The sequence below is a fragment of the Nocardia sp. CA-145437 genome (assembly GCF_050956485.1).
Lineage (GTDB): Bacteria > Actinomycetota > Actinomycetes > Mycobacteriales > Mycobacteriaceae > Nocardia.
Genome location: NZ_CP191204.1, coordinates 6,764,584 through 6,777,167, shown reverse-complemented (window position 1 = coordinate 6,777,167; position 12,584 = coordinate 6,764,584). Strand labels below are relative to the sequence as shown.

At 68.6% G+C, this 12,584-nt stretch carries 13 protein-coding genes and 1 pseudogene; 9 read left to right on the top strand and 5 right to left on the bottom strand.

The genetic code is table 11. The features are described 5' to 3' along the window. Positions 1–28: 28 nt before the first annotated feature. The 5 genes from ACQPYY_RS31335 to ACQPYY_RS31315 form a co-directional block, all read right to left on the bottom strand. Positions 29–385, bottom strand: coding sequence for a hypothetical protein (locus tag ACQPYY_RS31335; RefSeq protein ID WP_433591971.1), 357 nt, complete (start codon positions 383–385; stop codon positions 29–31). Between the two features lie 269 nt (positions 386–654). After that, the gene (locus ACQPYY_RS31330) at positions 655–1,203 is read right to left on the bottom strand and encodes a hypothetical protein (protein WP_379092147.1); all 549 of its coding nucleotides are present in this window, start codon (positions 1,201–1,203) and stop codon (positions 655–657) included. Between the two features lie 55 nt (positions 1,204–1,258). Beyond that, positions 1,259–1,879, bottom strand: a complete 621-nt coding sequence (locus ACQPYY_RS31325) for a hypothetical protein (protein WP_433591970.1) — start codon at positions 1,877–1,879, stop codon at positions 1,259–1,261. Positions 1,880–1,932: 53 nt separating this feature from the next. Beyond that, positions 1,933–2,784, bottom strand: a complete 852-nt coding sequence (locus ACQPYY_RS31320) for a hypothetical protein (protein ID WP_433591969.1) — start codon at positions 2,782–2,784, stop codon at positions 1,933–1,935. 110 nt (positions 2,785–2,894) lie between these two features. Continuing rightward, on the bottom strand, positions 2,895–3,812 hold the full coding sequence (locus ACQPYY_RS31315) for a hypothetical protein (protein WP_433591968.1): 918 nt from the start codon (positions 3,810–3,812) through the stop codon (positions 2,895–2,897). Positions 3,813–3,877: 65 nt separating this feature from the next. Here ACQPYY_RS31315 and ACQPYY_RS31310 point away from each other — a divergent pair, with 65 nt between their 5' ends. The 9 genes and pseudogenes from ACQPYY_RS31310 to ACQPYY_RS31270 all read left to right on the top strand — a co-directional run bounded on the left by ACQPYY_RS31310 (position 3,878) and on the right by ACQPYY_RS31270 (position 12,531). Further along, the gene (locus tag ACQPYY_RS31310; protein ID WP_433591967.1) at positions 3,878–4,870 is read left to right on the top strand and encodes a hypothetical protein; all 993 of its coding nucleotides are present in this window, start codon (positions 3,878–3,880) and stop codon (positions 4,868–4,870) included. 1,517 nt (positions 4,871–6,387) lie between these two features. Next, a pseudogene (locus tag ACQPYY_RS31305) lies at positions 6,388–6,681 on the top strand (hypothetical protein); the annotation flags it as partial. A gap of 22 nt (positions 6,682–6,703) precedes the next feature. Beyond that, positions 6,704–7,624, top strand: coding sequence for a sugar phosphate isomerase/epimerase family protein (locus ACQPYY_RS31300; protein ID WP_379095692.1), 921 nt, complete (start codon positions 6,704–6,706; stop codon positions 7,622–7,624). A 102-nt stretch (positions 7,625–7,726) separates the two neighbouring features. Further along, entirely contained in the window at positions 7,727–8,623 is an 897-nt protein-coding gene (locus tag ACQPYY_RS31295) for a thioesterase family protein (RefSeq protein ID WP_433591966.1), read from the top strand. Positions 8,624–8,688: 65 nt separating this feature from the next. Further along, a complete protein-coding gene (proC, locus tag ACQPYY_RS31290) occupies positions 8,689–9,510 on the top strand; it encodes a pyrroline-5-carboxylate reductase (protein WP_379092168.1) in 822 nt (273 codons plus the stop codon). A 208-nt stretch (positions 9,511–9,718) separates the two neighbouring features. After that, a complete protein-coding gene (locus ACQPYY_RS31285) occupies positions 9,719–9,964 on the top strand; it encodes a helix-turn-helix domain-containing protein (protein WP_154790969.1) in 246 nt (81 codons plus the stop codon). A 195-nt stretch (positions 9,965–10,159) separates the two neighbouring features. Continuing rightward, positions 10,160–10,261, top strand: a complete 102-nt coding sequence (locus ACQPYY_RS31280; RefSeq protein ID WP_003402602.1) for a 30S ribosomal protein bS22 — start codon at positions 10,160–10,162, stop codon at positions 10,259–10,261. Between the two features lie 222 nt (positions 10,262–10,483). Next, positions 10,484–11,515 carry an NAD-dependent epimerase/dehydratase family protein gene (locus ACQPYY_RS31275; RefSeq protein ID WP_357091348.1) on the top strand — a complete coding sequence of 344 codons (1,032 nt, stop codon included), beginning with the start codon at positions 10,484–10,486 and terminating at the stop codon, positions 11,513–11,515. Continuing rightward, on the top strand, positions 11,512–12,531 hold the full coding sequence (locus ACQPYY_RS31270) for a lysophospholipid acyltransferase family protein (RefSeq protein ID WP_379092171.1): 1,020 nt from the start codon (positions 11,512–11,514) through the stop codon (positions 12,529–12,531). Before ACQPYY_RS31275 ends, ACQPYY_RS31270 begins: the two co-directional genes overlap by 4 nt. The last annotated feature ends 53 nt before the right edge of the window (positions 12,532–12,584 follow it).

The window sequence follows — 12,584 nt, the reverse complement described above, 5'->3', positions numbered from 1 at the left end:
TTCCGGGCTTACCCGTTCGGCCGGTGCACTACGCGTTGGGGTCGGACTTCATGGTGTAGACCCACGCCGGGCCGAGGCCGGGCAGTTCCTGCTTCTCCAGGATGATCCAGCCCAGGCCGGGGTTGTCCTGCTGCATGCAGTCGTACCACGCGACGTCCGCGCCGTTGCCGCGGCAGGCGATGGTGTGGCTGGTGCCGTAGGGGCTGACCACGATCTGCTTGCCGGAGTCCTTCGCGCCCAGCACGGCCGGGTCGTTGTACACGACGAAATCGGCGGTGCGATCGGAGTACGCGGTCGGATCGGTGTTATCGGCGAACGCCTGCGGGGCAATGGCGATAACCGCACCGGCGGTCAGGGCGGAGACGGCGAGGATTTTCTTGATCATGGCCACGATGTCTAACACGTTCCGGTGAATTCGCAATAGCGGATCGATGTCGTGGGCACTTCCGACTATTCACAACGCGAGGTCATCGGACCGGCGGTTATGCGAAATATACTTCTGTGCAGCCTGATTGGATTGTCTCCGACCTGCACCGTTTGTTCACCTTCCGGACACTATGACGCGCGCCGCACCGTCGAGACCCACGCCACAAACGAGCACGGGCGTGCCGGGTTCCGCAGAACCCGGCACGCCCGATCGCGTCAGGCGATTCGCTAGCTGCTGCCGAAGAGGCCGCTCAGCAGACCGCCCACCAGCTTGCCCGCGCTACCGGTCGCACTGCCGGAGCCGATGCTGCCACCGCCGCCGGTCGACGGCTTGGTGGTGGTCGGAGCCGTCGTGGTCGGCGGCGCGGTGGTGGTCGGCGGGGTCGTGGTGGTCGGCGGGGTGGTGGTGCCGCCCGACACGTTCACGATCAGGGTCTGCGTGCTGCTGCCCTGCGAGGCCGTGATGATGTGCTGGCCCGGCGTGGTGGGCTTCCAGGTGACGCTCGAGTGGTACGCCGGCCACGGGATGATGCCGACGCCGTCGGTGAGGCTCACGCCGTTGTCGTTCCAGTTCACCAGCAGGCCGAACGACGCACCGGAGAGATCGGCGCTGAGGGTGTAGGTACCCCCGACCGTCGGCGCGTTGTCGGACACGGTGATCACGTCGACGGTGGCGTTCGCCCCTGGGGCCAGGGCGACCGCGACCGCGGCGGCGGACGCGACGGTGAGACCGGCCATCCCCGCTCTGATCGACCGGCCCGAAGACTTGCTCTGCATTACTACTCCTCTGTGATGTCCAGCGCTGTGCCCCAAGGGAACTGGGGAAGATCGGTCAGAGACCGAAGGGCAGGCCGTTGGCGCTGCCCGTGCCGCCACCGCTCGGCGCGGTGGTGGTCGTGGTCGGCGGCACCGTGGTCGTCGGGACCGTGGTGGTCGTCGTCGGGTCGGTCGTGGTGGTGGTCGGCGGGACCGTGGTGGTCGTGGTCGGCGGGACCGTGGTGGTGGTGGTCGGTGGCACCGTGGTGGTGGTCGTCGGCGGGACCGTGGTCGTGGTGGTCGGCGGGGCCGTCGTGGTGGTGGTTCCGCTGCTCACGTTCACGACCAGGGATTTGGTCGAGCTGCCCTGGGACAGGGTGATGACGTGCTGGCCCGCGCTGGACGGCGTCCAGTCGGTGCTCGAGTGGTACGGAGGCCACGGCACCTTGGAGGCCGGGCTGGTGATCGGGTTGCCGTTGTCTTCCCAGTAGACGAGGAGCCCGAAGGACGCGCCGGAGAGGTCGGCGCTGAGGGTGTAGGTCTGGCCGACGGTCCAGTTCGAACCCGAGATGGTGATCGAGTCGACCGTGGCGTGGGCCTCGGGGGCCTGATGGGTGGCCAGGGCCAGGGACCCGCCGGTGACGATGGCGAGGCCCGCCAGCCCGGCGCCGAGACGGCGAACGGTGGTCGTGCGCATGCGTACTCCTGTGTGTACCAAAGGAATTCGGAGAGAAAGAACTCGGAGAACGATCAGAGACCGAAGGGCAGGCCGTTGGCGCTACCGGTGCCGCCACCGCTGGGCGCGGGGGTGGTCGTGGTCGGCGGCGTCGTCGTGGTGGTCGGCGGGACCGTGGTGGTCGTCGTCGGGTCGGTCGTGGTCGTCGGCGGGACCGTGGTCGTGGTCGTCGGCGGTTCGGTCGTCGTGGTCGGCGGCACCGTCGTCGTCGGAGGAACCGTCGTGGTGGTGGGCGGTTCCGTGGTGGTGACCGGAGGCACCGTGGTGGTGGTGGGCGGTTCCGTGGTGGTGACCGGAGGCACCGTGGTGGTGGTGGGCGGTTCCGTGGTGGTGACCGGAGGCACCGTGGTGGTGGTCGGCGGTTCCGTGGTGGTGACCGGAGGCACCGTGGTGGTGGTCGGCGGTTCGGTCGTTGTGACCGGCGGCACCGTGGTGGTGGTCGGCGGCACGGTGGTCGTGGTGGTCGGCGGGGCCGTCGTGGTGGTGACGCCGCTGCTCACGTTCACGACCAGAGACTTGGTCGAGCTGCCCTGCTTCAGGGTGATGTTGTGCTGGCCCGGCGTGGTCGGGGTCCAGTCGGTGCTCGAGTGGTAGGGCGGCCACGGCACCTTGGAGGCCGGGCTGGTGATGGGATGGCCGTTGTCTTCCCAGTAGACGAGGAGCCCGAAGGATGCGCCGGAGAGGTCGGCGCTGAGGGTGTAGGTCTGGCCGACGGTCCAGTTCGAACCCGAGATGGTGATCGAGTCGACGGTCGCGTGGGCTTCGGGGGCCTCGTGCGTGACCAGGACCGAGACGGCGCCGGTCGCGATGGCCAGAGCGGCCAGTCCGGCGCCGATGTGACGGCCGCCCAAGGGGATTGTGCTCACTATGCGTACTCCTGTGCTGCGACCCCCGAGGTAGGTAGGGGTCCGAGGCACAGTAAGCGAGCAGCTATGTGAAATACGGTGTTTTCAGAAAGTTACTGGCAAGTATTCCGCTACTTCTTCGCGGACCGAGCCTTCTTCGGCGCGTTCGCGCTGGTCACCGGCTTGGCCGCGGCGGCCGCCGCCTTCTCCTCCGCGATGGCCGTCGCCGGGTGCACCGCGACGATGCCGAGGCCCTGCCGCCGACGGCAGTGCGCGGCCAGTTCGTCGTACGCGGGCTTGCCGATCAGCTCGATCAGCTCCGGCGCGTAAGCCTCCCATACCGGCCGGGTGCCGACGTGCGCATCCGGGGAACCGGTGCAGTACCAGTTCAGGTCCAGTCCGCCCGGACCCCAGCCGCGGCGGTCGTACTCGCCGATCGCGGTGCGCAGGATCTCCACGCCGTCGGGCCGCTCCACCCACTCCTGGGTCCGGCGGATCGGCAGCTGCCAGCACACCTCCGGCTTCACGGTGAGCGGTTCCAGGCCCTTGCGCAGCGCCATGGTGTGCAGCGCGCAGCCGATGCCCTCGCTGAAACCGGGCCGGTTGAGGAAGATGCACGCGCCGTCGACGCGCCGGGTGCGCAGCGCGGGTTCGTCGTCGAGGTCGTCCTCTTCGAGGTACAGCTTCTTGCGGACGCGGCCCTGGTCGTCGGTCGCCTCGCCCATGAGCTGCCAATCCTCGGGTGTGAGCATTTTCACAGCCTTGTGCAGCTTCTTGCCGTCCTCTTCGTCGGAGAGGAACGCGCCGTGCGAGCAGCAGCCGTCGTTCTCGCGGCCGTCGATGATGCCCTGACATGCCGGTGTGCCGAAAACGCAGGTCCAGCGCGAAAGCAGCCAGGTCAGATCCGCCGCGATCAAATGCTCGTCATTTGCTGGATCGACGAATTCGATCCACTCGCGCGGGAAGTCGAGTTCTACTTCGGGCGTCGGGTCGATCTTCGCCGCTGGTCGCAGCCCGGTCGGTCCGCTCGCCGATGCCCCTGTCGTCACAGTGCGGAACGCTAACAGCTCAGTCGCCTGGCCAGAAGTCCTGACGCACCCAGTACCGTGTTCATGTGCGGCTCGGTGTACTCGATGTGGGAAGCAATACCGTCCACCTGCTCGTGGTGGACGCGCATCGTGGTGGACACCCGATGCCGATGAGTTCGACGAAGTCGGCCCTGCGACTGTCGGAGAGCATGGACGACCACGGGCGGATCACGCCAGCGGGGGCCGCCAAGCTGACCGCCACCGTAACCGAATTCGCAAGTATCGCAAAGACTTCCGGCTGTGTGGAGCTGATGGCCTTCGCCACCTCCGCGGTCCGCGAGGCCACCAACTCCGATGAGGTGCTGGCCCGGGTCCGCGCCGAGACCGGCGTCAAACTGCAGGTGCTCTCCGGTGTCGATGAGGCTCGACACACCTTTCTCGCGGTGCGCCGCTGGTACGGCTGGAGCCCCGGGCGGATCCTCAATCTGGATATCGGCGGCGGCTCGCTCGAGATGAGCAACGGCGCGGACGAGGACCCGGACATGGCCCTGTCGCTGCAACTGGGCGCCGGTCGCCTCACCCGGGACTGGCTGCGCAACGACCCGCCCGGCAAGCGCCGGGTCGCGGTACTGCGGGACTGGCTCGACGCCGAGCTGGTGCTGCCCAGCAAGCAACTGCTCGAGGTGGGCCGCCCGGATCTGGCCGTCGGCACCTCCAAGACCTTCCGCTCGCTGGCCCGGCTGACCGGTGCCGCCCCCTCTGTTGCGGGACCCCGAGTGCGGCGTACCCTGACCAGTTCCGGCCTGCGGCAGCTGATTGCGTTCATATCGAGAATGACAGCCGCCGACCGGGCAGAATTGGAAGGCGTAAGTTCTGACCGGTCACAACAGCTCGTGGCCGGTGCGCTGGTCGCGGAGGCGAGTATGCGGGCACTGTCCCTGGACACGCTCGACATCTGTCCCTGGGCGCTGCGAGAGGGATTGATCTTGCGCAAATTGGATACCGACCTTGATAGCGAACCGATAGCCGGCGGCCCCGACAGCGGCCTGACGGGCCCGATCGAAACGGTGTCTCGATGACCGAGGATTCAAGTCAGCTGTCCGTCGCCGAGCTACTGGCGCGGAACGGGCAGCAAAGCGGCGGCTCCGCGAGCGGCGGGGGTCGCAGACGCCGAAGCGGCCGGGGCATTTCCGTCGCCGAATTGACCGGTGACATTCCGATCGTGCCCGGATCGTCCTCCCACGCCGCGCCGGACGAGGAAGCCGCCGCCGAGCCCGAGCCCGCCGCCACGGAATCGGACTATTCCAACTATTCGAACTTCTCGAATTACGCTGATTCCTCGAACTATTCGGATTACTCCGACTTCTCCACTCCCGCGGCCCCGCCCCAACCGGACTATTCGTCCTATTCGGTAGCAGAGCCCGAACCCGCCTATTCGCCGCTGTCCGGGCCCATCTCGTATTACGACCCGCTGGCCCCCGCCCCGCAGCCGCCGTCCCTACCCGAGCCGTCCGGCCAGAGCTGGTCCGCCGGTCTGGACTGGCCCCCCACCGAGACCCCGGCCCCGGCCCCCGTCGAGCCCCGCTCCGGCCGCCGCCGCAAGCCCGATCCGCTGGACTCCGACTTCGCGCTCGACGGCCTGGGCGCCGAACCGCCCGCCGCGCCCGCGCCCCGTGAGGGCGGTCGCCGCCGCCGCTACGACCCCGAGGACGACACCACCGACGAGGTGCGCCCCTTCCGCGGCGACAGCGGCTCCCGAGCCGACAGCGGTGTCCTGGGCGACAACGGCGCGACCCGCGACGCCGCCTCGGACGCCATGCGCGACATCGCCGCCCGCGCCGAGCGCGACTCGCGCACCCAGTTCAACCCGGCGGTGGCCCGCCCACCCTTCGAGGACCACACCCAGTTCAACCAGGCCGCCCCCGCGTGGTCGCCGCCGCCGGGGCCCGAGCCGCTGCCGCGCGCTCCGCATCAGGACCGTCCCGCCTTCGAACCGCCGCAGGCCGCGGCCGCCCCGCCGATGTCGCGCTCGGCCCGCCGGCACGCCGAGGCCCAGTCGCAGCGTCAGCCGGCCCCCGAACCGCAGCCCGCCCCGCCGTTCGGGGATCGCCGCGGCGGTGTCGATCACGGCGCGGCCACCGGGCTGCCGGAGTGGTCGGCGCGAAGACGACCGGGACCCGACGCCGAACCGGACCGTGGTGATCAGGCCGCGGTGCCGACCGCCGCGTGGTCCTCGCTCGCCGACGACGATCAGCAACTGCTGTCGGGTCAGTCGGTCGCCGGAGATCTGCTGCGCGACGCCCAGCAGCGCGAGGACGAGCGCGCCGAGCGGAATGCGCGCAACGCGGGCAACGCGGGCAAACGCCGCGGCTTCGGTTCCCGGGGCCGCGGGGCGGTCGCGCCGGAGCCGGAACCCGACGACCACCTCACCGACTTCTACGAGCCGCTCGACGAGGACGACTACGACGACTACGACGACGAGCCCGCGTCGTCGATGGGCGCGCGGTTCTCCGCGCTCACCCGGAAGGCGGGCGCCCTCACCCGCAAGGCCGGTCGCGGCACGGCCGCTCGGCCCGCGCGGTCGCGGGCCGCGGGCGCGCGGTCGGCGGGCCGGTCGGACGAGGACGAGAACCGCCGGCAGTGGCTGGTGATCGCGGGTCAGAGCGTGGGCGCCGCGGTCGCGGGCATGTTGCTGTTCAAGGGCTTCGAACGCATGTGGGAAGTGCTCCCGTGGGTTGCCCTGGCCCTGGCCATGGTCGTGATCCTCGGCCTGGTCGCGTTGGTCCGAGTGCTGCGCCGCACCGATGACATTTTCAGCACTGTGATTGCCGTCGTCGTAGGCGTCTTCGTGACGCTCGGACCGCTAGCCTTTCTACTCAGTACGAACTGAGCAGGGAGCGGCAGTGGGGAATATCGTGCAAGCGCAGGGGGCGAGCACCGAGGGCCGGGCGGGGCGCGGGGAAGTCCGGGTCGGGTTGTCGACGGCGTCGGTGTATCCGGAGAACACCGAGGCGGCGTTCCGGTACGCGGCCGAACTCGGTTACGACGGTGTCGAGCTCATGGTCTGGGCGGAACCGGCCAGCCAGTCCATTTCCACCGTGCAGCATTTCGCGCACAAATACGACGTGCCGGTGCTGGCCGTGCACGCCCCGTGTCTGCTGATCTCGCAACGGGTCTGGGGGTCGGACCCGATCGCGAAACTGACCCGCAGCGTGCACACCGCCGAGGCGCTGGGCGCGGCCACCGTGGTGGTGCATCCGCCCTTCCGCTGGCAGCGCCGCTACGCCGAGGGATTCGCGAAACAGGTTGCGGAACTGGAGAATTCGTCGCCGGTGGCGGTCGCGGTGGAGAACATGTTCCCGATGCGCGCCGACACCCTGCTGCGCGGCAGCTCGATCGACCGGCTGCGCCGCCGGGGCGGGCCCGGGCCGTCGATCACCACCTTCAGCCCCTCCTACGACCCGACCGAGACCGGCTACCGCCACTACACCCTGGACACCTCGCACACCGCGACCGCGGGCGTGGATCCGCTGGTGCTGGCGCAGCGCATGGGCTCGGGTCTGACCCATCTGCACCTCGCCGACGGCCGCGGCGCCGCCACCGACGAGCATCTGATCCCGGGGGAGGGCACCCAGCCGGTGGCCGAACTCTGTGACATGTTGATGCGCAACGGTTTCGACGGTCAGGCGGTGATCGAGGTGAACACCCAGATGGCTCGCACCACGATGGATCGGGCGGCCATGCTGGATCGGGCGCTGTCGTTCGCGCGCGAGCATCTGAACGGATTCTCGCCCGCCCCGACGCCGGAGCCGACGGCCGCGCATCGCGGCTGAGTTGTCATTCGGCGCGGTTGCCGGGGTGATTCATCCCACCACCCGTCCGGAATTTTCACCGGGTCCATTTACGCTGTACAAAACCCAGTGGAAGGACAGCGGATGACAACGGAGCTGACCGTCGACCCGGCGTCGACGAGCGAATTGGCCGACACGCCGTTCAGTCGCGTCTGCACGCTGACCGAGCTCGACGCGACCACCCCCGGCGCCGGCCGCTTCGCGGGATCCATCGAGTCCACCTGGACCATCGGCGACAAACTGCACGGCGGCACCATGGTCGCGGGCAGCGCCGCCGCGGCCACCGAATGGCTGCGCCGCACGGCCCCCGAACAGGCCGCCATGTTCCCCATCTCGGCCAGCACCGACTTCCTCGGCGCGCCCGTCCCCGGCGCGGTCGAGTACGAGGTCCGGACCCGCAAGCTGGGCCGCCAGATCGCCCTCGTCGACGCGAGCCTGATCCAGGACGGCCGCACCCTGGTGCACACCGCTCTCACGTTCAGCCACCTTGACGACGGGGATCCGCAGTACGCCGCCGACCACGTCGGCGACATGCCCGCGGAACCGCCCGCCGACGCGCTCTTCTACGACGACCGCAACCCCATGGGCAAGATCGTGCACGTGGCCCGGGGCTCCTCGGTCGCCCTCGATCCGGCCTGGGCCCGCTTCCTCGCCGGCGAGAAGTCCGAACCCCGCCTGCGCCTGTGGATCCGCCCCTTCGCGGGTGACGAGCAGGATCCGGACGTGTCCGCCTTCTTCGCGCTCATGTCCGCCGACATGAGCCCGCCGGTCCCGATGAACCTCGGCCACTTCGGCTGGGCCCCCACGGTCCAGCTCACCACCTACCTGCGCCGCCGCCCGGCCCCGGGCTGGCTGCGTGTCATCGCGCACGCCCGCGAGGTCGGCAATCGCATGTTCGACGAGGACCAGCTCGTCGTCGACTCCACGGGCGCGATCGTGGCCCAGAGCCGCCAGCTGGCCTTGATCCCCCAAGCACGCTGACGCCGGCGCCAACGGCTCTCAGCCGCGCGCTGAAGGCTCGGGGAGGCGGGATAGCCTTGAATGCTATGACGAGGATTGCGGTAATCGGTGGGGGTCGGATCGGGGAGGCGCTGATCGCGGGCCTGCTCGAGTCCGGGCGGGCGAACAAGGATCTGGTGGTGGTCGAGCCGGTGCCGGCGCGCGCCGAGGCGCTGGCGGACCGGTTCGGGATCCGTGCCACCGACGACATCGCCGATGCCGGCAAGTCGGCCGATCTCATCGTGATCGCGGTGAAGCCCAACGATGTGGACGCGGTCCTGACCGAGCTGGGCAAGGCCGAGCTCGGCGCGGCGGACCACGATCAGGTGCTGGTGTCGCTGGCGGCCGGGGTGACGACCGCGCGCATGGAATCCAAGCTGCCCGCCGGCTTCCCGGTCGTGCGGGTCATGTCGAACACCCCGATGCTGGTCGGCCAGGGCATGAGCGCCATCGCCCCCGGCCGCTACGCCCGCAAGGAACAGCTGGGCCTGGTCACCGAGATGCTGGAGTCGGTGGGCAAGGCGGTGACCGTCTCCGAGGCGCAGATGGACGCCGTCACCGCGGTGTCCGGTTCGGGTCCGGCGTACTTCTTCCTGATCGTCGAGGCGATGATCGACGGCGCGGTGGGCCTGGGCCTGACCCGCGACGTGGCCACCCAGTTGGTCACGCAGACGATGCTCGGTTCGGCCGCGCTGCTGGAGGAGTCGGGCCAGTCTGCCGTGGAATTGCGCGCGGCCGTCACCTCGCCGGCGGGGACCACCGCGGCGGGCCTGCGGGAGTTGGAGCGGGGTGCGGTGCGATCGGCTTTCCACGATGCGTTGCACGCGGCAAAACGTCGTTCCGCCGAACTCGGCGCGATCGCGGACTAACGTTGACAGTGGGTGAGTGTGCTCCCCACTTTCCAATACTGCTCGGTTGCTAGTTTGCTGCCGTAGGCCGACTCGCCACAGCAAAGGCTGATTTCTCACACCCGTCGCAGCAATCCCACTGGTCCCGCTAAGCTTCAAGGAGCACGTGCGTGTCTGTTCCGCCGGTGGGGAAGCCGGCGGCGCGGACGTGCCGGAGGTCAGTGGCGCAATGATGTCTGGAAACAGCCAAGCGAGGTCCGGAAACAGCCCAATCACCGCGGGATCCGTCATCGGAGGGGGAACGCAGTTCCTCACCGTTGCCGAGGTCGCGAATCTGATGCGGGTTTCCAAAATGACGGTGTACCGGTTGGTGCATTCGGGAGAGCTGCCCGCGGTGCGGGTGGGGCGTTCCTTCCGGGTGCACGCCAAGGCGGTGCACGACTATCTGGAGACGTCCTACTTCGATGCGGGGTAGTACGGCCCGATAACCGATCGGCCCCACCCGTTTCGTTCGCCCGAGAGTGGCCCGGTAGCATGAACCGGCATCCTGTACGTGCCGGTGGTGCCGCCGGGTCCATCTCGGCCCGTATCGGGTAGGGACTGTGCAGGGTCAGACAGTGTGCACCCCGCGGAAGCGGGGATGACCCGAGAGAACGCGAGGAACAACCCTATGGGTTCTGTGATCAAGAAGCGCCGCAAGCGCATGTCGAAGAAGAAGCACCGCAAGCTGCTTCGCCGCACGCGCGTGCAGCGCAGAAAACTCGGCAAGTAAGCCGCTGCGTCGTAGCTGGAAGCCCGTCACCGTCGGTGGCGGGCTTTCGTTCTTCACTGGTGATCGAACTCATCGTTAGATCCTGGTTAATACTCTTCGAATGCCCCCTACTCGCCGGTTACCCTGGGAGCGGGAAAAACGCCCGATGACAATTCAAGGCATGGGGGCCAGGTGGGATCCGGAGTGGCAGGGACTCGGGACGGGCAACCGCCCAAGGTGGTGATGGTGACCGGTGCGAGCCGGTTCTTCGGCGGCAATGTGGTGGCCCGGTTGGCGGCCGACCCGGCCGTCGAACGCATCATCGCCGTGGACGCCAAACAGCCCAGCCGTGAGCTGCTGCGTCGTATGGGCCGCGCCGAATTCGTGCGCGCCGATATTCGTAATCCGTTGATCCGCAAGGTTATCGACGGAAATCAGGTCGATACGGTGGTGCATCCCGCCGCGTTGTCGCGCCCGCCCTCCGGTGGCGGCCGGGCCGCCATGAAGGACATGAACGTCCTGGGCGCCATGCAGCTGTTCGCGGTGTGTCGCAAGGCTTCCAGCGTGCGGCGAGTGGTGGTGCGTTCCTCCTCCGCCGTCTACGGGTGCAGCGCCAAGGACCCGGTGAAGTTCACCGAGGAGATGAGCGCCCGCACCCCGCCGCGCGGCTGGTTCGCGCGGGACATGATCGAGGTGGAGGGCTTCGTGCGCGGGCTGGCCCGGCGGCGGCCCGACATCTCGGCGGCCATCCTGCGGTTCCCGCCGATCGTGGGCCCGCAGCTGGCCAAGCGGGGCGTGCAGTACTTCCGCTCGCCGATCACGCCGACCATTCTGGGCCGGGATCCGCGTATGCAGCTGCTGCACGAGGAGGACGGCATCGCCGCCCTGGTGCACGGGGCCATGACGGCCCCCGGCGGCACCTACAATGTGGCTGGGGACGGCGCGATGGCGCTGTCGCAGGCGATCCGGCGGGCCGGGCGGGTCGAACTGCCTGTCCCGTACTCGGTGTTCCGCAGTGTCGGGCGCACCGTGATGGGCCCGGTGATGCGGGAGTTCACCGCCGAGCAGATCGACTATTTCCATTTCGGTTGTGGCCTGGACACCACCCGGATGCGGACCGAACTGGGCTTCGGCCCGCGCTGGACCACGGTGCAGGCCTTCGACGACTTCATAGGGGGCGCAGCGTTGCGGCCCGTGATCGATCCCGCGTGGATCGACGCCGCAGAAAACAAACTTCTCGGCCTGCTCGGGGCCGGGACGGGAGCACACCAATGAGTGATGTAGCGAAGGTGATTCGACTTCACGACGTGGATTTCGAGGCGCGGCACAATCGCCCGTCACGGGTGTGGCCGGCGGGGGAACCGGCGCTCACCCCGGTGACCTCGCTGACCGATCGGCTCGCCGAAGTCGAAGCGCGTCAGCCCAAGTCGCTGGGGGAGATGATCCGGGGAACCGTGGCCGACGGGGTCCGCTACACGGCCGACTTCGCCCGCCGCCGCCTCACCGGCGACTACCAGGTCGACGAGTTCGGCCTGGACGAGCACCTGCTGGAATCGGTGATCCTGCCGATGCTGCGGCCGCTGTCGGACCTGTGGTTCCGGGTCGAGGTGTCGGGTATCGAGAACATTCCCGAGGTGGGCGGCGCGCTGATCGTGGCCAACCACGCGGGCACGGTGCCGCTGGACGGGCTGATGCTGCAGCTGGCCGTGCACGACCGGCATCCCAAGCAGCGCGCGCTGCGCCTGCTGGCCGCCGACCTGATCTTCGAGACGCCGCTGCTGGGCGGACTGGCTCGCAAGGCCGGGCACACCCTGGCCTGTCCCGCGGACGCCGAAAGGCTGTTGCGTGCGGGCGAAGTCGCCGGTGTTTTCCCCGAGGGTTACAAGGGCATCGGAAAGCCGTATTCGGACCGGTACAAGTTGCAGCGTTTCGGCCGTGGCGGTTTCGTGTCGGCGGCGGTGCGCACCGGGGTGCCGATCATTCCGTGCTCGATCGTGGGTTCGGAGGAGATCTATCCGAAGCTGGCCGATATCAAGCCTTTGGCGCGGCTGCTCGGTATTCCGTATTTCCCTGTGACGCCGCTGTTTCCGCATCTGGGTCCGCTCGGCGCGATTCCGTTCCCGTCGAAGTGGTACATCCAATTCGGCGAGCCGATTTCCACCGCCGGATACGAGCCCGCGGACGCCGATGATCCGATGACGATGTTCGAAATCACCGATCAGGTCCGCGAAACCATTCAGGGCTCGCTGTACAAGAATCTGATCAAGCGCCGGAATCCGTTCACCGGCTAGATAATTGGTACGGACCAGCGACCGGCCCGCCCCGAATGGGAGCGGGCCGGTCG